The following is a 22,532-nucleotide window of genomic DNA, read 5'->3' on the forward strand; positions in this document are numbered from 1 at the left end:
TTGAAGGTGATCACATGAGCAATAAATGGCGCCCGGCAACCCAGCTCGTTCACGGCGGTACGCTACGCTCACCCTATGGTGAAACGTCGGAAGCGATCTATCTGACCCAGGGTTTCGTCTACGAGAACTCCGAAGCCGCCGAAGCGCGCTTCAAGGGTGAGACGGACGGTTTTATCTATGCCCGTTATGCGAGCCCCACCAATGACATGTTCGAGAAGCGCATGTGCCTGCTGGAAGGCGCGGAAGACGCCCGCGCGCTTGCCTCCGGCATGGCCGCCGTCACCGCCGCCATCATGTGCCAGCTGCGCGCCGGTGATCACATCGTCGCCGCCCGCGCCCTTTTTGGCTCCTGCCGTTGGGTGGTGGAAACGCTCGCACCGAAATACGGCATCGAATGCACGCTGATCGACGGACGTGATCTCGACAATTGGGAAAAGGCAATCCGGCCGAACACCAAGCTGTTCTTCCTCGAAAGCCCGACCAACCCGACGCTCGAAGTGGTGGATATTGCCGGTGTGGCAAAGCTCGCCAACCAAATCGGTGCCAAGGTGGTGGTCGATAACGTCTTTGCGACGCCGCTCTTCCAGAAGCCGCTCGAACTCGGCGCCCATATCGTGGTTTATTCGGCCACCAAACATATTGATGGCCAGGGCCGCTGCCTGGGTGGCGTAATCCTGTCCGACAAGAAGTGGATCGAAGAAGAGCTGCAGGATTATTTCCGCCACACGGGCCCGGCCATGTCGCCGTTCAACGCGTGGACGCTTCTGAAGGGCATCGAGACCCTGCCGCTGCGTGTAAAACAACAGACGGCCAATGCCGGCAAGATCGCCGATTTCCTCGCCGATAGCGGCAAGGTCGCCAAGGTCATCTATCCCGGCCGCGCCGATCATCCGCAGGCGGATATCATCGCACGGCAAATGTCCGGCGGCTCCACCCTGGTGGCCTTCGAACTGAAGGGCGGTAAGGAAGCGGCCTTCAAGCTGCAGAATGCGCTTGAGATCGTGAAGATTTCCAACAATCTCGGCGATGCCAAGAGCCTCATCACCCATCCCGGCACGACGACGCACAAGAACCTCACAGACGAGGCGCGTGCCGAACTCGGCATTTCCGGTGGCACTTTGCGCCTTTCCTGCGGCATCGAGGATACCGACGATCTGCTGGAAGATCTGGCAAAGGGTCTTGCGGCCATTTCGGCCTGAGAATTTAATCGGAAACTCCCATGGCCTGACCGCGCGTCGGGCCATGGTTTGCTAAAGCGGCCGGAAAAGACCGCATCAGGCAACCAATATTTACCTTTACCGTTATCCCTAACGGTAAAAACCAGCGCAACAGGAGATGCCTCCTGCCCGTCAAGTCATTCATTTTCTTGACGATAGCCAGAGCCTATAGTGTAGGATGTGGCGGCAGGCATAATATCGAGGTGTGGCGCGTATGTATCGTGCTCTGACAAGGGATATCGAGGTGACGGTCGATCCGTATTATCTCGAGGAACAATCCGACCCGGATGACGATCGTTACGTCTGGGGCTACAAGGTCGTGATCGCGAACAATTCCGATGTCCCCGTGAAACTCGTCAACCGTTATTGGCATATCACCGATCAGAACGGACAGGTGGACGAGGTCTACGGGCCAGGCGTCGTGGGTGAACAGCCGCAGCTCAAACCAGGCGACAGCTATGAATATTCCTCGGGCTGCCCGCTGGATACGCCGTCAGGCCTGATGTTTGGCCATTATGAAATGGAAACGGAAAATGGCGAGGTGTTCAATGTCACCATACCCGCCTTTTCGCTGGATTCACCCGGCCTGATGCGGGTTCTGAACTGACGACTGCGACCCGGTGAAGGAAAAGCCGCGCTTTTTAGAGCGCGGCTTTCGATTCAGGCATTCTCAAAAGATTCAGGCATTCTCAAATTCGCTGACATCGTAGCGATAGGTGGTGGAGCAGAACTCGCAGGTGACCGCAATGGCGCCGTCTTCCTCGCTCGCCTTGATCTCCTCGGCGGTGAAGCCTGACAGTACACCCTTGATCTTGTCCCGCGAGCAGCTGCAGCGGTCGAAAATGGCCTGCGGATCATAGATGCGCACGCCGCTTTCGTGGAAAAGCCTGTAGAGCAGGCGCTCCACCGGCACCTGCGGATCGATCAGTTCATCCGTATCGATCGTGTTCAGCAGGGTTACGGCTTCGGTCCAGGCATCGTCCTCCTGCACCTCATGGCCGCCCTCATCACCATCGCCACCATGCAGGTCGCGCATGCGCAGCCGCTCAGGAGCCTGCGGCAGGAACTGCGCGATCAAGCCACCTGCACGCCAGCCGTGGCGCGGCTTGCCTTCGCCGTCGCGGTCGAAGAACTCGGCGACGCCGAGGCGCACGCGGGTTGGAAGCTGTTCCGACTGACGGAAATAGACCCCGGCAATGTCTTCCAGCGAAGAGCCATCGAGCGGCACAATGCCCTGATAGGGCTGCATACCCGCGCCCTGATCGATGGTGAAGGCGAGAATACCCTTGCCCAGCAATTGCTCCGGCGATGTCGCACCGGCCGCAACCGCTTCCGCCAACCGCTCCTCATCAAAACGGGCGTAAGCGCGCATGCTGTCCGGCGCGGAGAAATCCGCGACCAGCAGGTCAACCGGGCCGTCGCCCTTGGTCTGGACGGTGAGCTTGCCGGAAAACTTGAGCGAGGTGCCGATCAGCGCTGTCAGGACCGTCGCTTCCGCCAGCAGGCGGGCAACCGCGGCGGGATAATCGTGCCGTTCGAGGATGGCGTTCAGCAGCGGCCCCACCTGCACGGCGCGGCCGCGCACATCCAGACCTTCGACCTGAAAAGGCACAACCTTGTCGTCGCCAGCAAAATCGAGATCGTCCAGTTCAACCGTTACATCTGCCATGTTGATACTCCCTGGCGCAGCCGTGGCGCCGCTACCGTCCAAAAGTCCGGCTTTCAAATGTGGTTTTTTGCTTGTCGCACAGAGACCCGGGAAGCGAAACCGCTTCCGGAGAAAAACGTGCAATTGTGATGATGGCCCGCCAGCAAGCCGACGAGCCTCTTCGAAGTCCCACAGATGGTAATCGATGCGTATAAGTTCAAGCACCCGGCCCGAAGACGATCAGGACGGGTGAATTCCTCAGATCACGCCCATGCACCACGCGATAACGGATTTCTGCGCGTGGAGACGGTTTTCCGCCTCATCGAAGACCACCGATTGCGGGCCGTCGATCACGGCATCCGTCACTTCTTCACCGCGATGCGCCGGCAGGCAATGCATGAACAGCGCGTCCTTTTCCGCCTTGGCCATCAGGGCTTCATTGACCTGATAGGGCTGGAAGATGTTGTGGCCGCGCGCCTTGTGCTCCTGGTTCATGGAGACCCAGGTATCGGTGACGACGCAGTCCGCACCCTCAACCGCCTTGTCCGCATCGTGATACAGCGCGATCTCGCCGCCATTGTTGCGGGCCCAGTTCAGGAACTTGTCATGCGGCTCAGAACCCATCGGCACCGCCATCGTCATGCGATAACCGAAACGTGCCGAACCCTCTACGAAGGAGTGCAGCACGTTGTTGCCGTCACCCGTCCAGGCAATGGTCTTGCCTTTGACCGGGCCACGATGTTCCTCGAACGTCATGATGTCAGCCATGATCTGGCAGGGATGGGTATCATCCGTCAGGCCATTGATAACAGGCACCGTTGCGTGTTCAGCAAGCTCGAGCAGGCGCGAATGGTCCGTGGTGCGGATCATGATGGCGTCCACGTAACGCGACAGCACCTTGGCGGTATCGCCGATCGTTTCCGCGCGACCGAGCTGCATTTCAGTGCCGGACAGGAAAAGGGTCTCGCCGCCGAGCTGGCGCATGCCGACATCAAAGGAAACGCGGGTGCGGGTGGACGGCTTTTCGAAGATCATCGCCAGCATCTTGCCGGCAAGCGGCTTGTCCGCCGTTCCGGCCTTCGTGGCGACCTTGCGCGCGCGCGCATCGTCAAGAATTGTCCGCAGGTCCTGCGGGCCAACGGCCGACAGGTCGAGAAAATGTTTAGGTGAAGCCATTTCAAACTGTCCCATGCTCGCGAGCCTCCGGGAAGAGGCCCGCTTTTATTGTTTCCTCAGGCGATTTTTGCCTGCTTCGCGGTCAGGGATGCGGCTGCCGCTTCCACGCGTGCCAGCCCTTCGCGGGCCTCTTCCGCCGTGGTGACGAGCGGTGGCAGAAGGCGGATGACGTTGTCGCCAGCCGGTACGCCGAGCAGATGTTCCGCACGCATGGCCTGCAACAATTCTCCCGAGGGAACTCGGGCCTTGATGCCAAGCAGCAGGCCTTCGCCACGAATTTCCTCGATCACATCAGGATAACGATCCTTCAGCGAGGCAAGCCCCTGGCGGAAGACCAGCGCAACATCACGGACCTTTTCTAGAAAACCGTCCGCGAGAACAACCTCGAGCACGGCATTGCCGACCGCCATCGCCAGCGGATTGCCGCCATAGGTGGTGCCGTGCACGCCCGCCGTCATGCCGGAAGCGGCATCAGCCGTTGCAAGGCATGCGCCGAGCGGGAAACCGCCGCCGATACCCTTGGCAACTGCCATGATGTCAGGCGCAACACCCGTCTGTTCATAGGCAAACAGCTTGCCCGTGCGGCCAACGCCGGTCTGGACCTCATCGAAGATCAGCAGCATGCCATGCTCGTCGCAGAGCGACCGCAGCAGCTGCAGGAATTCCTTGCTCGGCGCGCGGATACCGCCCTCACCCTGAATGGGCTCGATCAGAAGCGCGGCCGTCTCGGGCGTGATGGCAGCCTTCAGCGCATCGACATCACCGAACGGCACCTGGTCAAAACCTTCGACCTTGGGACCGAAACCTTCGAGATATTTCTGCTGGCCACCGGCGGCAATCGTCGCGAGCGTCCGGCCGTGGAAAGCGCCTTCGAAGGTGACGATGCGGAACTTTTCCGGATGGCCCTTGGAATAATGGTAACGGCGCGCGGTCTTGATCGCACATTCCAGCGCTTCCGCACCGGAATTGGTGAAGAAGACCTTGTCCGCGAATGTCGCTTCCGTCAGTCGCTTTGCGAGTTTTTCCTGTCCGGGCACTTCATAGAGGTTGGAGACGTGCCAGACCTTCTCGGCCTGAGTCTTGATCGCCTCCACGAGATGCGGGTGGGCATGGCCGAGCGAGTTGACGGCAACGCCGGCCGCAAAATCCAGATATCGCTCGCCGCTTTCCGTGAACAGCCAGACGCCCTCGCCTCGCTCAAAGCGCAGGGGGGCTCTTGCAAACGTATCGAACAATGGCGCGGCGGCTTCGGCCATGGCTGTATCACTCCTTGCGCGGATGCGCTGTCAGACAGTTGTCAATAGGCTCTGAGGGTTATCCCTCGCCTGAAAATCAAAAATGCCGCCTTGCGGCGGCACCGGCACTATTGTCAGTTCGCCTGCCGATGTCAACAAAAGTCCGCGTTTACCGGGCGTCTCAAGCATTAGTAGATGGAAGCGGGCGAGGCCCAAGGTGTTGCCTTTCAGACTCAACTCGCCAGCAAGTTGGGGAAAACCGGAAAATCGATTCCAGATGATTCCCCCGACTCTTGCCACGGAGTCAGGCTGGCACTAGGTTAATCGCTAATTACTAGACTGCATTGCGGCGGAACTAGTCACCGAAAATCTGGCGGAAACCACGCTTGCGGCACGCCCGCGGGGCGGAGAGGGATTCTGCCGAAAATACACGCGAAAAGCGGAGAAGCGGCATGAACTGGACAGACGAGCGAGTCGAGAAACTCAAGAAATTGTGGGCCGAGGGACTTAGCGCCAGCCAGATAGCAGCGCAACTTGGCGGTGTCAGCCGCAATGCCGTCATCGGCAAGGTCCACCGTCTCAATCTGCCGGGACGAGTCAAGGCTGGCGGTCCGGTCACTTCGGCGCGTTCCGCGCCCAAGCGCGCTGCCGCCCCTGCCCCACGCGCGGCGAATTTCGCAGGCCGTGTCGGCACGGCACCAGCCCGGGTCCTGACGCGTTCCAACGCGGCAACGGCTCTTCAGGAAGAGATCGGTATCGAGACTGCCGAAGTTCTCGATTACGTTCCTTCTAGAAACGTCGTCACCCCGATTTCCCGTCGCCTGACGCTGACGGAACTGACGGAGCGCACCTGCAAGTGGCCGGTCGGCGATCCCCTGAAAGACGATTTCCATTTCTGCGGTTGTGAAGCGCTGGAATCTTCGCCCTATTGCAAGTTCCATGCGAAGCTCGCCTACCAGCCGGTCAGCGAGCGCCGTAAGGCTTGAGTGTTGCGGCACGCATTTGACACTCAAAAACTACGGGCCTTCGGGCCCGTTTTTTTTGTGACAAAACGTAGCGCGCTTCCCGGTCAGCGACAGCAGAGCGTCAAGGCTTTCCTCATCGCCGTCGGGTTTCACCCGGCAATCCGGATTTCTGCGAGCCATCGGCACCTTGGCAAAGTGACGACGCTGTCGTCTTTGCGGAAGATTCAAAATGAAAAGGCCCGACACCATTCCGGTTTCGGGCCTTTCGATTTTGGAGAATATCGCGCTGAGGGGAACTGTCAGTTCGGTTCCGCTCAGGCTTCCATCGAATATCCGGCACCACGTACGGTGCGGATGACATCCTGCATATGGGAGAAATTCAGCGCCTTGCGCAGGCGTCCGACATGCACGTCGACAGTGCGCTCGTCGACATAGATATCATGGCCCCAGACACCATCCAGCAATTGCGAACGGGAGAACACCCGGCCCGGAGAGGTCATCAGGAACTCCAGCAGGCGGAATTCCGTTGGCCCGAGGCGCACTTCGCGGCTTTTGCGGTGAACGCGATGGGTCTCGCGATCCAGTTCGATATCACCGCATTTCAGCACCGAAGACAGAACCTCGGGACGGGCCCGGCGCAGCATGGCCTTGACGCGGGCCATGAGTTCCGGTGTCGAGAACGGCTTGACGACATAATCGTCGGCGCCGGTGGCCAGGCCACGAACGCGCTCGCTCTCTTCGCCACGCGCCGTCAGCATGATGATGGGCAGGCGTTCGGTTTCCGGCCGCATTCTGAGCCTCCGGCACAGTTCGATGCCGGAAACGCCAGGCAGCATCCAGTCCAGGATGAGAAGATCCGGAATACGCTCCTGCAGCCTGATTTCCGCCTCGTCGCCACGAGGGATCGTGTCGACGTCGTATCCCTCAGCCTCGAGATTGTAACGAAGCAGGACGCTTAGAGCTTCCTCATCTTCCACAACTGCAATCTTGGGCACCATATGCTAACTCCGCAAGCCTCTGCTTGTCTGTTACTCGGTCACCGAACCGAGCGTGTTGGAACTGTCGTCCTTCGGACGCTCGCCCTCCGGCTGGCTGCCGGTGGTCATGTAGTAGATCGTCTCGGCGATATTGGTGGCGTGGTCGCCGATACGCTCGATGTTCTTGGCGCAGAACAGAAGATGCGTGCAGGTGGTGATATTGCGCGGATCTTCCATCATGTAGGTCAGAAGCTCACGGAAGAGCGACGTATACATGGCGTCGATTTCCTCGTCGCGCTCGCGGATGGCATTGGCCTTCTCGGCGGAACGGGTGGAATAGACGTCAAGCACTTCCTTGAGCTGCACCAGCGCCAGTTCCGACAGGTGCTCGATGCCACGGGCGAGCTTGCGCGGCACGCCGGTTCCGGCAACCGCGATGACGCGCTTGGCGGTGTTCTTGCCGAGATCGCCGACGCGCTCGAGGTCGGCGGCAATGCGCAGCGTGCCGATGATCTCGCGAAGGTCAGCAGCCATCGGCTGGCGTCTGGCGATAGTGACGATGGCCTTGTCGCCGATTTCGCGTTCAGCGTGGTCAAGAATGGTATCGTCCGAAATGACTTTCTGCGCGAGCGCAGCATCGGAATTCACGAGCGCACGCACGGCGTCGCCACACATCTGCTCGGCAAGACCGCCCATTTCGGCGATGCGGCGCGTCAGAAACTTGAGTTCATCATCATAGGCGGAAAGAATATGCGAATGGGTCGTTGTCTGTGTCATGGTCTAGTCCTCCGGCTTGGCCCGCATGCGCGTGCCCGGAAGCGGGCACGGCAGAGGCACCAGTCTTGTTCGGTTTCGAGAAAGCGCCGGCCAGGATCAGCCGAAGCGGCCCATGATGTAGTCCTGCGTGCGCTGGTCGTCCGGATTGGTGAACATCTTGTCGGTTTCGTTTTCTTCGACGAGATGACCAAGGTGGAACATGGCCGTGCGCTGGGAAACACGCGCCGCCTGCTGCATGGAGTGCGTGACGATGACGATCGTGTAATTGGTGCGCAGCTCGTGGATCAGTTCCTCGACCTTTGCGGTTGCGATCGGGTCCAGGGCCGAGCACGGCTCGTCCATCAGGATCACTTCCGGGCTGACGGCAACTGCGCGGGCGATGCACAGACGCTGCTGCTGACCGCCGGAGAGGCCGGTGCCGGATTCCAGCAGACGATCCTTCACCTCGTTCCACAGACCAGCCTTCTGCAGGCTATGTTCGACGATCTGGTCCATGTCCGCCTTGTTGCGGGCGAGACCGTGGATACGAGGGCCGTAGGCGATGTTTTCGTAAATCGTCTTCGGGAAAGGATTGGGCTTCTGGAACACCATGCCGACGCGGGCGCGCAGCTCCACAACGTCAATCTGCTGATCGTAGATATCGTCGGTGTCGAGCGTGATCTTGCCGGTGACCCGGCAGCCGTCGATCGTGTCGTTCATACGGTTCAGGGTACGCAGGAATGTGGACTTGCCGCAGCCCGAAGGGCCGATCAGCGCGGTCACCGTATTTTCCCGAACGTTGAGGTTCACGTCGTAAAGCGCACGCTTTTCGCCGTAAAAAACCGAAACGTCCTTGCCGATCATCTTGTATGAGACTTCATTCATTTTCTTGTCCAGCGCCTTTTCAACTGCTGCTTCCGACAACATGTTCATTGCTCAATCTCCCTCTACCAGCGCCGTTCGAAGCGGCGACGCAACAGGATTGCGCCAACATTCATGACGATGAGGAACAGAAGCAGGATGATGATAGCGCCAGATGTCCTTTCGACAAAGGCGCGCTCGGCTTCGTTCGCCCACATGTAAATCTGCACCGGCAGGGCCGTGGACGGATCCATCGGCGTTGTCGGGTAATTCGCAACGAATGCCACCATGCCGATCAGGAGCAGCGGCGCCGTTTCACCCAGCGCGTGGGCGAGACCGATGATGGTACCCGTCAGGATGCCGGGCATGGCGAGCGGCAGCACGTGGTGGAAGATCGTCTGCATCTTGGAAGCCCCGAGCCCAAGGGCTGCGGCGCGGATCGACGGAGGCACGGCTTTCAGGGCAGCACGCGTCGCGATGATGATCGTCGGCAGGGTCATCAACGTCAGGACGAGACCGCCGACCAGCGAGGCCGAGCGCGGAAAGCCCATGAAGTTGATGAAGACCGAAAGGCCGAGCAGACCATAAACAATCGAGGGAACGGCCGCGAGATTGTTGATGTTCACCTCGATGAGATCCGTCAGGCGGTTCTTCGGGGCGAATTCCTCAAGATAGATCGAGGCCGCGACCCCGATCGGCAAAGACAGCACCAACACGATCAACATCATGTAGAAGGAGCCGATCAGCGCCACGCCGACACCCGCCGCTTCCGGACGGCTTGAAGCGCCGTTGATGAAGATGCCGGTGTTGAAATGTTTGCCGAGCTGCCCGCTTTCGGCGAGCTGGTTCATCCAGTCGAGCTGCTGGTTCGAGATACGGCGATTGGCTTCATCAGCCGTCAGATCGACCTGACCCTTGAAGGCACTGTCGACATCACCCGATGCCAGAAGCGTGACGGTGCGCGTGGAACCGATGACGGCAGGATCGGCGACCACGATATCGCGAAGCTGCGTGCGCACGCTGTCGGAGATCAGCAGGTTGACGGCACGAAGGCCGGCACGGTCCGTCGGCGCAATGCCGAGAACCTTGGCGACCGCATCGCGGGCAACGACGGGATAATTGGCCGTCATCAGCTTCGCCGGGTTCGTGGCGCGCTCATTCTTCGGATCGATGATCTGCTCGGAAAACTCGACCGGAACCGTGATCATCGTCTGCTGAAAAGCGGTGTAACCCTTGGAAACAACCGAAAAAAGCAGCAGGAAGAGGAAGAGGAGGCCGAAGGAAATCGCTGCCATTCCGTAGGCACGGAAGCGACGCTCAGCGGCATAGCGGCGCTTGATGCCGATATCACGGCGCGTGGCCTTGTTTACGGCGCTACCGCCGGCTGCGGGAGAGACGATGTCGGTCATTCATATTGCTCCCGGTATTTGCGCACAATGTATAGCGCGTAGATATTCAGGCAAAGCGTGATGGCGAAAAGCGTGATGCCGAGCGCGAAGGCGACCAGCGTCTGCGGCGAGGTGAATTCAAGGTCACCGGTCAGCTGGCTGACGATCTTCACCGTCACCGTGGTCATGGGCTCGAAAGGATTGAGCTGCAGGCGGGCGGCAACGCCGGCCGCCAGAACCACGATCATGGTTTCGCCGATGGCGCGCGAGGCCGTCATCAGCACGGCACCGACGATGCCGGGAAGAGCGGCGGGAACGATGACTTTCTTGATGGTTTCGGACCGTGTGGCGCCGAGACCGAGCGAACCGTCACGCAGCGAACGCGGAACGGCAGTGATGATGTCATCCGACAGCGACGAGACATAGGGGATCAGCATGATGCCCATGACGAAGCCGGCGGTGATGACGCTCTGTGCCTGGATGAAATTGGCGTAATTGCCCGTCGCCAGACCGTTGATCTGCGTGGAAATGTCTCTGAGGAAAGGACCGACCGTCGTCAGCGCGAAGAAGCCGTAGACGATGGTGGGGATGCCCGCGAGCACCTCGAGCAGCGGCTTTACCACGGAGCGAAGGCGCGGCGTTGCATATTCCGACATGTAGATCGCCGAAAACAGACCCACGGGAACCGCAACCAGCATCGCAACGAAGCCGATATAGAGCGTGCCGGCGAGCAGCGGGATCAGGCCGAACTGGCCGGAGGAGTCCGTCGCACCGGCTGCGGCAAAACGCGGATCCCACACGGTTCCGAAGAAGAACTGGTGCGCCGGCACCATGGTGAAGAACTGGATCGCCTCTGTCAGCATCGACAGGACGATGCCGATGGTCGTGAGGATGGCGATGGACGAGGCGATGAGCAGCGCCGCGAGAATGACCTTTTCGACCTGGTTGCGCGCCCGGAAACGCGGGGCGATCGCCCGCAGCGCATAAGCGGCACCGCCGAGCGCGACCAGCAGCACCGTCGCGATCATCGCGATACGGCTGGTGGAGGTCATGGCGTTCAGCGTCTGGGCGGCATCGACCATGAAACGCTCGGGATCACCGGCGATCGCGACACCCTTCGATGCCAGCAGCGGCCGGACCGAAGCCGTGTCCGCCTGAACCTGCGCGGTTTCCTCCGCCGTCAGCCGCTGAAGGCCACGGGCGATAGAGGTCACCATGCCATAGGTAAGGCTCTGCTGTGCCTCGGATTGCGCACGGACATTCTCCGGGAAATCGCCGCGCACCGCCGAGGTGACGAGCAACGGGCTTATCACCAGCCAGGCACAAAGAATGAAGGCCGCGGGCAAAACCGCCCAGACGACCGCGTAAGAGCCGTGATAGCCGGCACGGGAATGCATGCTGGAGGGGCGACCACCAGACAGGACAACAGCGCGGCGGCTGCCGAGCAGATAACTGCCGATGCCGATGAGCGCCAGTATCAGCAAAAGGATCGATGTGTTCATTAGAGTTCCCTCGGCGTGCCTCAAGAGCACGGTGCGATATCGGGCAAATCAAAAAGTCATCAAAACGAGACCGCTGGACCATCCGGAGATGCTTGCCGCCTGACTGTAATAAAGTCTGGCAAGCGTCAAGGTTGATACATCCTATCCATCTGTAATTCATCAATAATCATGTGGATGGCGATGGATGGGAAGTGTCAACCGGAGCCAATCACCGAGACGAATGGCACCGAGACGGAATGTCACCGAAGCGGAACGAGGGGTGCGGCAGGCCGCACCCCTCTTTCTTTTTTACATCGAAGCGCCGGCAGCGAACTTGGCGCGGATTTCTTCGCGCTCTTTGTCCGGAGCGGCAACGAGGCCGTAGTTTGCGAGCGGGGAGTCGGGGCCGATCATTTCGTCAGAAACGAAGAACTCGACATATTCCTTGAGGCCCGGGATAACGCCCAGGTGAGCCTTCTTCACGTAGAAGAACAGCGGGCGGGAAACCGGGTACTTACCGCTGGCAACGGTTTCGGTGGACGGAACGACGCCAGAAACAGTCGCGACCTTCAGACGGTCAGCGTTGTTTTCATAGAAAGCGAGGCCGAAAACGCCGAGGCCGGTCTTGTTGGCATCGATACGAGCAAGCGTCTCGGTGTAGTCGCCGTCGATGTCGACTGCAGCGCCGTCCTTACGGACTGCAACGCACTTGGCAGCAGCCTGCTTGGCGTCGGTGATGAGCGTCTTGATGACGTCGGTCGCCTTGGCTTCCTTGCAGCCGTCAGCCATGATCTTCTCTTCGAAGACTTCGCGCGTGCCGTGCTTGGAACCCGGGATGTAAGCAGCGATTGCTACATCAGGCAGCTCCTTGTTGATTTCCGACCACTTCTTGTAAGGGTTGGCAACGAGCTTGCCGTCCTTGACGACTTCAGCGGCGAGCGCAAGGTACAGATCCTTCGGCTCGAGCTTGATGTCCTTGTTGGACGAGTCCATTGCGAAGACGATACCGTCGTAACCGATCTTCACTTCCTGAACGTCGGCAACGCCAGCAGCCTTACAGGCGGCCAGTTCGTCGCTCTTGATCGGACGCGAAGCGTTGGCGATGTCGATGGTGCCTTCGCCGACGCCGGAGCAGAATGCCTTCAGACCGCCGCCCGTACCGCCGGACTCAACAACCGGAGCCTTGAAGTTCGGGAAAGTCTCGGCAAAAGTCTCAGCAACGATCTTGGCGTAAGGCAGAACCGTGGAGGAACCAGCAACCTGGATCTGGTCGCGAGCAGCGGCGGCGCCAGCGAAGGCGACAGAAGCCACCAAGGCTGCTGCGGAAAATTTAACGAAGTTCATTTGTCTCTCCCGTCGTGGGCTTGTTTGTGGACGCAGCCGATAGCGGCACTCGCTCTAAGCATGCGCTCGGCGACCTTTTCTTAACCACCGTAGCCACATCCTTTTATGTCACTTTGACGAAAGATTTGTGACAGACTAAGCTATTGATTTAATTTAAATATTTCTGCAATTTCTAAAAACAGCCAATCTTTCATGTCAAAATCTGACGGTGAAGTCCGTGCCGCTGCCCATTTCCGATTTAATAATGAGCCTGGCGCGGTGGCGGGTGAGGATGTGCTTGACGATGGCAAGCCCAAGACCCGTGCCCTTTTTCGAACGGCTGTCGGCCACGCTGACGCGATAAAAACGCTCTGTCAGCCGCGGCACGTGTTCGGCGGGAATGCCCGGTCCCTTGTCGATGATGCTGACCTCCACCGGCTTGCCGGGTTCGGCGCGCAGCCAGACATCCACGACCTTGCCCTCCTGCCCATATTTGCAAGCGTTTTCAACGAGATTCTGGAACACCTGCACTAGCTCGTCCCGGTCTCCCTGCACCTCCGCAGGTCGGTCGGGCAGATGCAGCGTGATGGTCACATCCAGCTCATCGGCAAGCGGCAACAACGCATCACGCACATGGCCGATGACGGGCACGAGATCGACCCTCTGGTCCGGCGCGATGTTGGCCCGCAGTTCCAGCCGTGAAAGGGACATGAGATCGTCCACCAGCCTGCTCATGCGGGTTGCCTGATCCAGCATGATGGCAAGGAAGCGCTCCTGCGCCTTGGGGTCGTTGCGCGCCGGCCCCTGCATGGTTTCGATGAAACCGCGCAGGGAGGCGAGCGGCGTGCGCAATTCATGGCTGGCATTGGCGACGAAATCGCTGCGCATACGGTCGATGCGGCGAAGCTCCGAGACGTCGCGGAAGGACAGGATGTAGAATGGCGGGCCGGCCCCCTCGCCCACATCCGCACGGGCGATGCGAACGATGAATACCCGTTCGGAAGGGAAACGCTCGGAATGTTCGACCTGATTGGGCTGGCCGGTGGTGATGGTTTCGCGAATGACATCAAGCAAGCCGGGCGAGCGCAGTCTTGCGGAAATATGCGCACCGGCGGGAAGCTGGCCGAAGGCGCGCTCAGCTGCGCCGTTCTGAAACAGCACGCTGGCATTTTTGTCGAGAATGAAGACGGGCGTATCCAGTACCGCAAGGCCCGCCCTTACACCGGAAATGACGCTTTCACCCGGCACATCCGGCTCATCCACATCCGCGGCCGTGTCTTTATCTTTCGCGGACTCTGGCGGTTTTTCCCGAACGGCAAGAATGGCGATGATCGCGCAGAGCCAAAGGGCAGCGGGCATATAAGGTGTGTGCAGCTCGGCAACGGCCACCACGGCAAGCATGCTGACGATGAGAACGGGCAACCAGTTCCGGCCGAGCTTCTTCCCCAAAAGCCTTAATCCACCATTGCCTTCCCTGACTGCCATTTCAGCCTGCTCTCCATTCTCATCTGACAGCGCATCGAAATCTCATAGGCCAGCTTCATGACAGAGATTCATCATCGCGCATTTTCCACAGCGTATATGCGCGAAATCCACGCCGCAATCGTCAGCGCCGCCGCAGCCCGGCCCGCCGGTCCTGTTTCACTTGAATTCCGGCAACGGATGTGAACTCATTGGCGGCGAGTTGCCTTTACACAACAGCATCAGGAGGAAACCATGGTCGAAGAAAAAAAGAAGCGGACGGTCGAGATCACCATTGGCGGCAAGTTGCGCAGCTTCGACATCGACGACCCGGTTCTTCCCGACTGGGTGGAGGAGAAGAAACTCTCCGCCGGCGATTTCCCCTATGACAAGAAGATGAAGCGCGAGGATTACGACGCCACTCTGGAAGCGCTGCAGGTGGAGCTGGTCAAGGTGCAGTTCTGGCTGCAGGCCACCGGCAAAAGGGTCATGGCGGTTTTTGAAGGCCGTGACGCGGCGGGCAAGGGCGGCGCGATCTTTGCAGCCCGGGCCTATCTCAACCCCCGTTATGCCCGCGTGGTGGCACTGACCAAACCTACGGAAACCGAGCACGGCCAATGGTATTTCCAGCGCTACATCTCACATTTTCCGACTGCCGGCGAATTCGTTCTGTTCGACCGTTCCTGGTATAACCGCGCCGGCGTGGAGCCGGTCATGGGTTTCTGCACCCCGGACGAACACAAGCGCTTCCTCAAGGAAACACCGCGTCTGGAAAAGATGCTCGTTCACGAGGACATTCACCTCTTCAAGTTCTGGCTCGACATCGGCCGCGAAACGCAGATCGAGCGCTTTCATGACCGTCGCCACAGCCAGCTTAAATGCTGGAAGCTTTCGGATATGGATATCGCCGCGCTGACAAAATGGGACGATTACACGCAAAAGCGCGACGAGATGCTGGAAAAAACCCACACCGATGCCGCCCCCTGGACGGTGGTGCGCGCCAATGACAAGCGCCGCGCACGGGTGAACCTCATTCGCCATATTCTCCTTGCGCTCGATTATGAAGGCAAGGACAAACAAGCCATCGGCGAGATCGACGACAAGATATTGGGATCGGGACCGGATTTTCTCAAATAAGACCCGGAAACCATGACAAGCGCCCCATCCGAGGCGCTTGTGCCTTCCTTTACTGGCCCGGCAGAATGCGCACCGAATAAAGATTGATCGGCCGGCCGCTGCCATCAATATCGCTGTTGATGAAGACCTTGCCCGGCGCATTGGGAGCGAGGGACCGCTCAAATGTCGTGTTCAGCAGCATATCCGCACGCTCGGCCGTCGCGGTGAAGCGGTGGCGGGAGCAATCACCCAGCGTAGCAAAATCGCAGGAGACGGACACCTGTGTCTGGCGATCGCTGGAGGATTGCAGCGTGATTGATATGGTCGAGGACTTGCCCGCCATGTCCCGCATCACCTCCACCGGAACCTCGACGCTGACGGCACCATCCTGCGCCACACTTTTCGAGGTCACCCGTATTGCCTTGCCGGCGGGCGTGGCGACGTTTTCAACACTGGCGCGCGGGCCGGCCGAAACGCCGGAACTGCCGCGCTCGGCATTAAAGACCTCGACCCAGTCATCGGAAAAACCGCGGCCGGCCGAAAGGCTGGGCGCAGGCTCCGTACCGTTGAAATCCTCCGCCTGCACCTGTGCGGGCGGATTGGGCACGCTGGTATCGCGCTGTTCCGGCGACAGCAGCAGGCCGGATGAATAGACCCACCAAGCGCCGAAACCGATAAAGGCCAGAAGCGTAACATAAATGAAAAGCCGGGCGAACAGCCCGCGGCGTTTGCGGCGGCCAACCGCGCCTTCAGGGCGGAAAGCAAGCGACGCATCGGCAGCACTGGAGCCTCGCTTTGAAGGCTTTCCATTGCGCCGCCCCGCGCTCTGTGCCGGCGGAGTAACGGCTGCCGCCCCCGGCCGCACATCGCGCGTTTCCCCGCGCAGTTCCGGCTCGACGGCCATATGGTCGTGATGGGCGGGTTGCGAAACAGGATCAACCCCGTGATCGTGCTCCACCGGACTTTCCGGCGCGGGCGGGCGCAATTGCTGCTCCACCCTGTCCAGGAGACGGTTGCGCTCTTCATTTTCAATGAGATGGATAAGGCTCTCGAGCCGCTGGCGCTGCTGGGCAACGACCTGTGGATCGTCTATGCCCTGCTTGCGCAGGCCCGCTTCCAGTGCCTGACGGGAGGATTGGTAAATCCTTGCACGAACTTCGGCGTTCGATCTGTCCGATTTTTCCAGAGCATTTCTGATTGCCGTTTCCAGTCCGCTCACGACCGATCCTTGTTCTATTGCGCTGTGCAAAAATATGCGGCGCTGCGCCATGTCTTTACGATTCGGTAACGGCTATGCCGCCCCTCCGCAAGCGTCGTTTATGATAAAGACCGGATTGCCTTGAGGAAAATCGATCCATTGTGGCGTTACGAACGCAGATTCGGCAGGTCCGCGGCGCGCTGTTTTCGCTTTCAATCCGTCGCCGAACACGATATTGACTTACGTGCGCGTAAACGTAATCCGTGGGAGGAGACATGCTGCCGTCCGTGCTGAAAGACAATCTGCGTCTTCCGGTCATAGCATCACCGCTATTCATCATTTCGCATCCGCAACTGACGCTGGCGCAATGCAAGGCCGGCGTCATCGGCGCTTTCCCGGCATTGAACGCGCGGCCTGAAAGCCAGCTCGACGAATGGCTGGCGATGATCACCGAAGAGCTTGCCGCGCATAACAGGGCCAATCCCGAGCGTCCGGCGGCACCCTTCGCGGTCAACCAGATCGTGCATATGTCCAATCGCCGGCTGGAACACGATCTCGGCCTTTGCGTAAAATACAAGGTGCCGGTGGTGATTTCGTCGCTGGGCGCCGTGCCGGAGGTCAATGCAGCCGTGCATTCCTATGGCGGTATCGTGCTGCACGACGTCATCAACGATCGCCACGCCCGCTCCGCCATCCGCAAGGGCGCCGACGGGCTGATCGCGGTGGCGGCAGGTGCGGGCGGACATGCGGGCACGCTTTCGCCCTTCGCCCTCGTTCAGGAGATCCGCGAATGGTTCGACGGCCCGCTGCTTCTGGCCGGGGCCATCGCCAATGGCGGCTCCATCCTCGCGGCGCAGGCCATGGGTGCTGACATGGCCTATATCGGCTCCCCCTTCATCGCCACCGAAGAGGCGCGCGCCTCCGACGGTTATAAACAGGCGCTCGTCGATGCACAGGCGAAGGACATCGTCTATTCGAACTATTTCACCGGCGTGCACGGCAACTATCTGAAAAGCTCAATCGTCGCCTCCGGCATGGACCCCGACAACCTGCCCGAAGCCGACCCTTCAAAAATGGATTTTGAGACCGCCACCGGCGGTGCCAAGGCCTGGAAGGACATATGGGGCGCGGGCCAGGGCATCGGCGCTATCAAAGCGGTGGAACCGGTGGCCGCACTCGTCGATCGACTGGCAGGCGAATATGAAGCAGCGAAAGGCCGGATCTGCACAAAGGCCTGACGCCTTGTAAACAATGGACAGGCAAAGCTTTTTGCGGAAATTTCAAAACCAGTACATTCAAGGCTTGAAATCCGTCAGCATTGCCTGTATCAGCCCGCCATGAAGCTGATCCGCAACAAGCGGGTCACAATCGGGCCGCTTTAGCTCAGTTGGTAGAGCACGTCATTCGTAATGACGGGGTCACGTGTTCGAGTCACGTAAGCGGCACCATTTTTTCTAGTTAAAACTAGGCACTCTTATACTATTACTCGTTGCCGTCCATATCCAAGCTGAGAATCGACACCTGTCATCCGAAAGCGCCATGTCAGCATTTCTTTGCTAGCTTGGAATTTGGCCATAGCGGCCGCTTCACTCAGTCCTTCTCTTCTAATCTTGAGCAGTGCGGGACGGGGCAAAAGTAAAGTCCCTCCTAGCCAATCGGCTTCGTCTTCTTGATCTTGGCTATAATTCGAAGGCACTAAATGGCCATCATCCGACAAACTCGCAGAGTGTAGTTCATGACCAAGAGCTATATGAGCCAACTCATGCATGATAACGCTGTTTATTCGCGGCGCGCTCTGCGACGAGTTAAAAAGGATAAGGTGATATTGGTTGATCCGAAGTGTGAAAGCTGACCAACTCTGCGCATCGTTGACAGTGAGTTGTTTTAAATCGATATCTGGCAATCCTAAGATATCACGTTCATCCCATACAGTTGCATTAAACTGACGCGCCAAATCAATGCCACGTAGCGGTTCGTCAGGAGCAAGACCTAGAGATTTTCTAATCTCTGCAGCCCTGCGCTCACACTGTGACTTGAACCCACGTCGCAGCACCTAATGCCCTTCCACTTCTATCTTCTTGGCAAATTGCGTACTCGCAAGTTCAATTAGAACCGCCAAGGACTTTGCAGTTTCAGGAGATATTGCCTGATTCTTCTTAAATGCTATCTGTAATCCACCGATACCGGTGAATTTTTCCATATCTTCTTCAAGCCAAGCACATATTTTTTCCAAGGTCCCCATATCGGGGATATGTCCGCGTTCGATTCTTGAGAGCGTTGTAGGGCTGATTCCAATTTCTGTAGCTGTCGCCCGGACACCCATACTGCCTTTCTTCTTTTGGACGAGACCGGCGAGGTCTTCGATCTTCATTTAGCTCCCCTTGTGTTTCAGATTCTGGAATTAGTGTTTCTCGCACTGGACAGAAGGCGATCGAATCGATAGCTTGTACCAGTCTGAGACACACTTAATGAATCACTCCTGATTCGGTCGGTCAAGGACTAAAGGCGCCCTGCAATAATTTAGAGAGGGCGCCGCGTGCGAAGCAAACTGAAAAGCCAATTTAGAAAACACGGAACGGAGTGAAAAAGATGGCAAATAAGGAAGTCACAAGTGCAAAAGCAGCTTCGGCAGCTGCGAAAGTGCTCAGCAACCCCAATTCGAGCAAAGCTGCCAAATCCGCTGCAGCTTCGGCTCTCACGCAGCGTCCCAATAAAAAATGAGGTACGCGTCGTGGCGGGCCGCAAACCTTCGGCCCGCCACTCTTAAGCTCAATCAGCTCAGGAGACCAACAGTGATTTATGCAATCAACTACGACCTGAAGCATCCTGGTCAGAATTACGACGCACTACATGATGCCATCAAGAAATGTGGGGATTGGTGGCACTATCTTGGATCAACTTGGCTCGTCGACACGAACCTAAATGCACGAGGTGTCTGGAGCAGGCTTGAGCCACACGTCGACAAGAACGACTTCTTCCTCGTAGTCGGCGTAACTTGCGATTATGAAGGGTGGCTGCCGCAGGAAGCTTGGGACTGGATTAATAGTCGCAGTCTCAAAATGGCCGCATAAAATGGGGGCGAGGATGAGAATTCAAGGAGCAGTTATTCGCGAGCAAGGCCAGACCTTTGCAGTCGTAGTTGTTAAACCATATGTGGTACAAAACCGCTCTGAAGCCGCAAGTGCTATCGAAGGTTTTATGCCCGTATTCGGTGTCCCTGTCGTTCTTATGGCCCAAGACAGCCGTGGTCGGCCGACTTATTATGGACGCCCCGACATTGCCAAGTTTATGTCTTCGGTTCCAATCCATAGGATTCCTTGGCGTGAATATACAATCAATTAAAATAGAGTTGCGTCTGCCGCACGTCTGTTAGAGGTCGGCGCAACCAAACTGCCCCTCCAACGTTGGTCCCAGAGCTATCGCAAACTGGAAAGCCAATCATCGTGGACGTCATTCGTATTCTCATCGCCATCATCCTTCCACCCGTTGGCGTGTTTCTTCAGGTCGGCCTCGGGCTGCATTTCTGGCTGAATATTCTTCTGACGCTGTGCGGCTATGTCCCCGGCATCATTCACGCCATCTGGGTGATCCTGCGCAGGTGACATCTGCCTTTCATCCGGGATGGGACGTCCGCAACATTTTAGTACGTGACTAAATTCTCAATAGCTTCTGGAACCTCACCTTCTCCTTCACGTTATGGTGATGACATAGCCAAGGAGAAAATCATGAACCAGATCATCTACATCGTCGGCCTCGTCGTCATCGTTCTCGCGATCCTGTCGTTTTTCGGCTTTCGTTGATCCCCGTTGTCAATTCGATTGCTTGCGCATATCCTAAGCAACAGTGACACACGACTGCATTCATGGGTTGCTTCGCTGTCGGGTGTATTTCGGGATCGCGTTGCTCTGGGAGGTGCACGATGAAGAACGAGAGATGGACAGAACCTGTCGAGGTCAATCTTGAGGCGAATGGCAAGAGTGTCATCGCCGGCCCCTTTGAAGCGCTGACATTGTTGACCGAAGGCTGGCCCAAGATTGGCGGATTGAGCTTCGTGAAAGCCAGAAGCGCCTGCCGCGCCGCCCTTGACGGACGCAAGTCGCCCGAGGAAGCGCGCAAATGCTTCACCGACGCGGTTTCCGAGATGCAGAAAAACCCGCACTGACAGGTCTAAAAGAAAACGGCTCCCAAAAGGGAGCCGTTCTTTTACGGTTGGCGCTTCCGATGATCGAATGGCCGGACGCGCCTGTCCAGACCTTTACATCCAATAGGGTGCAACGCCGTAATAGTCGTAGACCTTGCGGTCCTTGGCGTAGAGCAGGTCGTCATCATCGAGATTGGTGAAGTGCGGCGCGTTTTCGATCTGTTGCTTGGTCAGATCGATACGATAACCGTCGACTTCCTCGTCATAGTGAAGCTTTTCCCAGGGCAGCGGGTAATAGTCGTCACCTATACCCAGGAAGCCGCCGAAGCTCAGCACGGCATAAGCGACACGACCGCCGCGTTTTTCCAGAATGATGCGCTGGATCGAACCGATATGCTTGCCATCGGCACCATAAACGCGGGTGCCTTCCACCTTGTCGCTGGCGATGAGGCTCGGTGTGTCCTTGACATAGGGATCCTGTCCGGCGCGGGGTTCCTGATGCAACATGATAGTTTCCTCCATCAATTTCTTCGTTGGTGTCACAGCTGGTAAACCCCGGCACCCAACAAATCGTTCCGAAGGGTTTCCGGCTCCACGCCCGGAATTTTTTTGAAGCAGGATGGAACGAAACGACGCCTATTGGCGGATTTTCTGCCAGACGGAAGGGGAAACGCCGACCATTTTGCGGAAGACGCGGGAAAAATGCGCCTGATCCGAAAAACCGGCGGCGATGGCGATATCGGTCAGTGCCATGTCCGGCCGCATCATCAGTTCCTTGACGCGATCGATGCGTGCCTGCATCTGCCATTGGTGCGGCGGCACACCGGTTGACGCCTTGAAGGCGTGGCTGAAATGGGATTGCGACAGGTTGGTGAGTTCCGCCAGCTCCTCCAGCCGGATCGACCGCAGGCAATGTTGACGGATGTAATCGGTCGCCGCCCGCAATTGCCAGGCGGCAAGCTTGCTGCGTTTCCTCACCGGTTCCCGTTTCACCTTGAGGAAATCCGTCAACAGCGCCAGCACGAGGCTTTCGCCGTAGAGGTCATGCAGCGGATCGGGATTATCGCATTCCGCAGCGATCAGCCGCGCGAGCGCCAGCAGGCGTTCATCCTCGAACATCAGATGCGGATCGAGAAGCGCGTGCGGATCGAAGCCCTGCACCAGCCGCGCACCCAGCAACCCCGCATCGAAATGCAGATCGAGATGGCGCACGAAGGAGACATTGCTGAGTTCGGCATGCACTTTGATATCGGCGGGCACGAAGGAAATCCGGTTCGCCTTGGACGAACCGCAATTGTCGCGGCGGCAGCGGTTCATCATGAACCGGCCGTCATCCTTCCCATCCATATCGAGCAGGAAAACGAAACGCGGATCCTTGCCGACATAACGGCCACCCGCCTTTGGCGCGCAGCGCACATCCCAGAGATCGGCAACGATGCCGTTCCACACCCTTGAGCGCGGGCCGCCGGTAACGGCGAAACCCTCGATCTCATTTTCCATCCGCACGCGGAAAGCCATGGCCTCTCAATCCCGCAAAGCGCCACGGCGCTACTATAAACATGATAAATCTATTCATGTTTATAGTGGTA

At 58.3% G+C, this 22,532-nt stretch carries 25 protein-coding genes and 1 tRNA gene; 11 read left to right on the forward strand and 15 right to left on the reverse strand.

Features of this window, described 5'->3' with window-relative positions; all coding sequences use genetic code 11:
• The first annotated feature begins 14 nt into the window (after window positions 1–14).
• Both O8B93_RS01595 and apaG read left to right on the forward strand, forming a co-directional pair.
• Entirely contained in the window at window positions 15–1,199 is a 1,185-nt protein-coding gene (locus tag O8B93_RS01595) for an O-succinylhomoserine sulfhydrylase (RefSeq protein WP_269708075.1), read from the forward strand.
• Between the two features lie 232 nt (window positions 1,200–1,431).
• Complete coding sequence (gene apaG / locus O8B93_RS01600) at window positions 1,432–1,824, forward strand: Co2+/Mg2+ efflux protein ApaG (protein ID WP_010970890.1); 393 nt, start codon at window positions 1,432–1,434, stop codon at window positions 1,822–1,824.
• Between the two features lie 72 nt (window positions 1,825–1,896).
• Here the strand turns inward: apaG and O8B93_RS01605 are convergent, their stop codons facing one another.
• From O8B93_RS01605 to O8B93_RS01615, 3 genes are all read right to left on the reverse strand, one after another.
• Window positions 1,897–2,886, reverse strand: coding sequence for an Hsp33 family molecular chaperone (locus O8B93_RS01605; protein WP_269708076.1), 990 nt, complete (start codon window positions 2,884–2,886; stop codon window positions 1,897–1,899).
• Between the two features lie 237 nt (window positions 2,887–3,123).
• A complete protein-coding gene (gene argF, locus O8B93_RS01610) occupies window positions 3,124–4,041 on the reverse strand; it encodes an ornithine carbamoyltransferase (RefSeq protein WP_269708077.1) in 918 nt (305 codons plus the stop codon).
• A 56-nt stretch (window positions 4,042–4,097) separates the two neighbouring features.
• Window positions 4,098–5,297: an aspartate aminotransferase family protein gene (locus O8B93_RS01615; protein WP_269708078.1), complete on the reverse strand. Its 1,200-nt coding sequence runs from the start codon at window positions 5,295–5,297 to the stop codon at window positions 4,098–4,100.
• A gap of 431 nt (window positions 5,298–5,728) precedes the next feature.
• Here O8B93_RS01615 and O8B93_RS01620 point away from each other — a divergent pair, with 431 nt between their 5' ends.
• Window positions 5,729–6,262, forward strand: a complete 534-nt coding sequence (locus tag O8B93_RS01620; protein WP_269708079.1) for a GcrA family cell cycle regulator — start codon at window positions 5,729–5,731, stop codon at window positions 6,260–6,262.
• A 293-nt stretch (window positions 6,263–6,555) separates the two neighbouring features.
• On the opposite strand, the gene phoB is transcribed toward O8B93_RS01620, so the two are convergent.
• The 7 genes from phoB to phoR all read right to left on the reverse strand — a co-directional run bounded on the left by phoB (window position 6,556) and on the right by phoR (window position 14,512).
• Window positions 6,556–7,239, reverse strand: coding sequence for a phosphate regulon transcriptional regulator PhoB (phoB, locus tag O8B93_RS01625; RefSeq protein ID WP_003493692.1), 684 nt, complete (start codon window positions 7,237–7,239; stop codon window positions 6,556–6,558).
• Window positions 7,240–7,269: 30 nt separating this feature from the next.
• On the reverse strand, window positions 7,270–7,995 hold the full coding sequence (gene phoU / locus O8B93_RS01630; protein ID WP_035219095.1) for a phosphate signaling complex protein PhoU: 726 nt from the start codon (window positions 7,993–7,995) through the stop codon (window positions 7,270–7,272).
• 96 nt (window positions 7,996–8,091) lie between these two features.
• Complete coding sequence (gene pstB, locus O8B93_RS01635; RefSeq protein ID WP_006310676.1) at window positions 8,092–8,907, reverse strand: phosphate ABC transporter ATP-binding protein PstB; 816 nt, start codon at window positions 8,905–8,907, stop codon at window positions 8,092–8,094.
• Between the two features lie 14 nt (window positions 8,908–8,921).
• Window positions 8,922–10,244: a phosphate ABC transporter permease PstA gene (pstA, locus tag O8B93_RS01640; protein ID WP_269708080.1), complete on the reverse strand. Its 1,323-nt coding sequence runs from the start codon at window positions 10,242–10,244 to the stop codon at window positions 8,922–8,924.
• Entirely contained in the window at window positions 10,241–11,725 is a 1,485-nt protein-coding gene (gene pstC, locus O8B93_RS01645) for a phosphate ABC transporter permease subunit PstC (RefSeq protein WP_269708081.1), read from the reverse strand. Before pstC ends, pstA begins: the two co-directional genes overlap by 4 nt.
• Window positions 11,726–12,013: 288 nt before the next feature.
• A complete protein-coding gene (locus O8B93_RS01650) occupies window positions 12,014–13,048 on the reverse strand; it encodes a substrate-binding domain-containing protein (RefSeq protein WP_269708082.1) in 1,035 nt (344 codons plus the stop codon).
• Window positions 13,049–13,243: 195 nt separating this feature from the next.
• Window positions 13,244–14,512 (reverse strand): phosphate regulon sensor histidine kinase PhoR, encoded by a 1,269-nt coding sequence (gene phoR / locus O8B93_RS01655; RefSeq protein ID WP_269708083.1) that lies wholly within the window; start codon window positions 14,510–14,512, stop codon window positions 13,244–13,246.
• A 231-nt stretch (window positions 14,513–14,743) separates the two neighbouring features.
• On the opposite strand from phoR, the gene ppk2 reads away from it, so the two are divergent.
• Window positions 14,744–15,625 (forward strand): polyphosphate kinase 2, encoded by an 882-nt coding sequence (gene ppk2, locus O8B93_RS01660; protein ID WP_269708084.1) that lies wholly within the window; start codon window positions 14,744–14,746, stop codon window positions 15,623–15,625.
• A gap of 49 nt (window positions 15,626–15,674) precedes the next feature.
• Here ppk2 and O8B93_RS01665 read toward each other — a convergent pair whose 3' ends face one another.
• Window positions 15,675–16,823, reverse strand: coding sequence for a hypothetical protein (locus O8B93_RS01665; protein WP_269708085.1), 1,149 nt, complete (start codon window positions 16,821–16,823; stop codon window positions 15,675–15,677).
• Between the two features lie 254 nt (window positions 16,824–17,077).
• Between O8B93_RS01665 and O8B93_RS01670 the strand changes: the two genes are divergently transcribed.
• Entirely contained in the window at window positions 17,078–18,040 is a 963-nt protein-coding gene (locus O8B93_RS01670) for an NAD(P)H-dependent flavin oxidoreductase (protein ID WP_269708086.1), read from the forward strand.
• 134 nt (window positions 18,041–18,174) lie between these two features.
• Window positions 18,175–18,250, forward strand: a tRNA-Thr gene (locus tag O8B93_RS01675).
• A 26-nt stretch (window positions 18,251–18,276) separates the two neighbouring features.
• Here the strand turns inward: O8B93_RS01675 and O8B93_RS01680 are convergent.
• Together O8B93_RS01680 and O8B93_RS01685 are read right to left on the reverse strand one after the other, a co-directional pair.
• Window positions 18,277–18,756, reverse strand: a complete 480-nt coding sequence (locus tag O8B93_RS01680; protein ID WP_269708087.1) for an ImmA/IrrE family metallo-endopeptidase — start codon at window positions 18,754–18,756, stop codon at window positions 18,277–18,279.
• A gap of 99 nt (window positions 18,757–18,855) precedes the next feature.
• On the reverse strand, window positions 18,856–19,173 hold the full coding sequence (locus tag O8B93_RS01685) for a helix-turn-helix domain-containing protein (RefSeq protein WP_269708088.1): 318 nt from the start codon (window positions 19,171–19,173) through the stop codon (window positions 18,856–18,858).
• 218 nt (window positions 19,174–19,391) lie between these two features.
• On the opposite strand from O8B93_RS01685, the gene O8B93_RS01690 reads away from it, so the two are divergent.
• From O8B93_RS01690 to O8B93_RS01710, 5 genes are all read left to right on the forward strand, one after another.
• Entirely contained in the window at window positions 19,392–19,523 is a 132-nt protein-coding gene (locus O8B93_RS01690; RefSeq protein ID WP_269708090.1) for a hypothetical protein, read from the forward strand.
• Window positions 19,524–19,594: 71 nt separating this feature from the next.
• On the forward strand, window positions 19,595–19,873 hold the full coding sequence (locus O8B93_RS01695; protein WP_269708091.1) for a hypothetical protein: 279 nt from the start codon (window positions 19,595–19,597) through the stop codon (window positions 19,871–19,873).
• Window positions 19,874–20,245: 372 nt separating this feature from the next.
• Complete coding sequence (locus O8B93_RS01700; RefSeq protein ID WP_020811433.1) at window positions 20,246–20,404, forward strand: YqaE/Pmp3 family membrane protein; 159 nt, start codon at window positions 20,246–20,248, stop codon at window positions 20,402–20,404.
• Between the two features lie 45 nt (window positions 20,405–20,449).
• Complete coding sequence (locus O8B93_RS01705) at window positions 20,450–20,602, forward strand: hypothetical protein (RefSeq protein WP_269708093.1); 153 nt, start codon at window positions 20,450–20,452, stop codon at window positions 20,600–20,602.
• A gap of 119 nt (window positions 20,603–20,721) precedes the next feature.
• The gene (locus O8B93_RS01710; RefSeq protein WP_269708094.1) at window positions 20,722–20,964 is read left to right on the forward strand and encodes a DUF982 domain-containing protein; all 243 of its coding nucleotides are present in this window, start codon (window positions 20,722–20,724) and stop codon (window positions 20,962–20,964) included.
• Between the two features lie 93 nt (window positions 20,965–21,057).
• Here the strand turns inward: O8B93_RS01710 and O8B93_RS01715 are convergent, their stop codons facing one another.
• The gene (locus tag O8B93_RS01715; protein ID WP_269708095.1) at window positions 21,058–21,450 is read right to left on the reverse strand and encodes a PRC-barrel domain-containing protein; all 393 of its coding nucleotides are present in this window, start codon (window positions 21,448–21,450) and stop codon (window positions 21,058–21,060) included.
• A 129-nt stretch (window positions 21,451–21,579) separates the two neighbouring features.
• Complete coding sequence (locus O8B93_RS01720) at window positions 21,580–22,461, reverse strand: helix-turn-helix transcriptional regulator (RefSeq protein ID WP_269708096.1); 882 nt, start codon at window positions 22,459–22,461, stop codon at window positions 21,580–21,582.
• Between the last annotated feature and the right edge of the window lie 71 nt (window positions 22,462–22,532).

This window comes from Martinezella rhizogenes, from assembly GCF_027460065.1.
GTDB lineage: Bacteria > Pseudomonadota > Alphaproteobacteria > Rhizobiales > Rhizobiaceae > Agrobacterium > Agrobacterium rhizogenes_C.

What these genes read in the sequence shown, in the direction of transcription:
- pstA (WP_269708080.1), bottom strand. Translation starts at nt 10,244, where the DNA reads ATGACCGACATCGTCTCTCCCGCAGCCGGCGGTAGCGCCGTAAACAAG.
- ppk2 (WP_269708084.1), top strand. Translation starts at nt 14,744, where the DNA reads ATGGTCGAAGAAAAAAAGAAGCGGACGGTCGAGATCACCATTGGCGGC.
- O8B93_RS01710 (WP_269708094.1), top strand. Translation starts at nt 20,722, where the DNA reads ATGAAGAACGAGAGATGGACAGAACCTGTCGAGGTCAATCTTGAGGCG.
- phoB (WP_003493692.1), bottom strand. Translation starts at nt 7,239, where the DNA reads ATGGTGCCCAAGATTGCAGTTGTGGAAGATGAGGAAGCTCTAAGCGTC.
- O8B93_RS01720 (WP_269708096.1), bottom strand. Translation starts at nt 22,461, where the DNA reads ATGGCTTTCCGCGTGCGGATGGAAAATGAGATCGAGGGTTTCGCCGTT.
- O8B93_RS01620 (WP_269708079.1), top strand. Translation starts at nt 5,729, where the DNA reads ATGAACTGGACAGACGAGCGAGTCGAGAAACTCAAGAAATTGTGGGCC.
- argF (WP_269708077.1), bottom strand. Translation starts at nt 4,041, where the DNA reads ATGGCTTCACCTAAACATTTTCTCGACCTGTCGGCCGTTGGCCCGCAG.
- O8B93_RS01595 (WP_269708075.1), top strand. Translation starts at nt 15, where the DNA reads ATGAGCAATAAATGGCGCCCGGCAACCCAGCTCGTTCACGGCGGTACG.
- O8B93_RS01650 (WP_269708082.1), bottom strand. Translation starts at nt 13,048, where the DNA reads ATGAACTTCGTTAAATTTTCCGCAGCAGCCTTGGTGGCTTCTGTCGCC.
- pstB (WP_006310676.1), bottom strand. Translation starts at nt 8,907, where the DNA reads ATGAACATGTTGTCGGAAGCAGCAGTTGAAAAGGCGCTGGACAAGAAA.
- phoU (WP_035219095.1), bottom strand. Translation starts at nt 7,995, where the DNA reads ATGACACAGACAACGACCCATTCGCATATTCTTTCCGCCTATGATGAT.
- pstC (WP_269708081.1), bottom strand. Translation starts at nt 11,725, where the DNA reads ATGAACACATCGATCCTTTTGCTGATACTGGCGCTCATCGGCATCGGC.
- O8B93_RS01685 (WP_269708088.1), bottom strand. Translation starts at nt 19,173, where the DNA reads ATGAAGATCGAAGACCTCGCCGGTCTCGTCCAAAAGAAGAAAGGCAGT.
- O8B93_RS01690 (WP_269708090.1), top strand. Translation starts at nt 19,392, where the DNA reads ATGGCAAATAAGGAAGTCACAAGTGCAAAAGCAGCTTCGGCAGCTGCG.
- O8B93_RS01605 (WP_269708076.1), bottom strand. Translation starts at nt 2,886, where the DNA reads ATGGCAGATGTAACGGTTGAACTGGACGATCTCGATTTTGCTGGCGAC.
- phoR (WP_269708083.1), bottom strand. Translation starts at nt 14,512, where the DNA reads ATGGCAGTCAGGGAAGGCAATGGTGGATTAAGGCTTTTGGGGAAGAAG.
- apaG (WP_010970890.1), top strand. Translation starts at nt 1,432, where the DNA reads ATGTATCGTGCTCTGACAAGGGATATCGAGGTGACGGTCGATCCGTAT.
- O8B93_RS01615 (WP_269708078.1), bottom strand. Translation starts at nt 5,297, where the DNA reads ATGGCCGAAGCCGCCGCGCCATTGTTCGATACGTTTGCAAGAGCCCCC.
- O8B93_RS01670 (WP_269708086.1), top strand. Translation starts at nt 17,078, where the DNA reads ATGCTGCCGTCCGTGCTGAAAGACAATCTGCGTCTTCCGGTCATAGCA.
- O8B93_RS01715 (WP_269708095.1), bottom strand. Translation starts at nt 21,450, where the DNA reads ATGTTGCATCAGGAACCCCGCGCCGGACAGGATCCCTATGTCAAGGAC.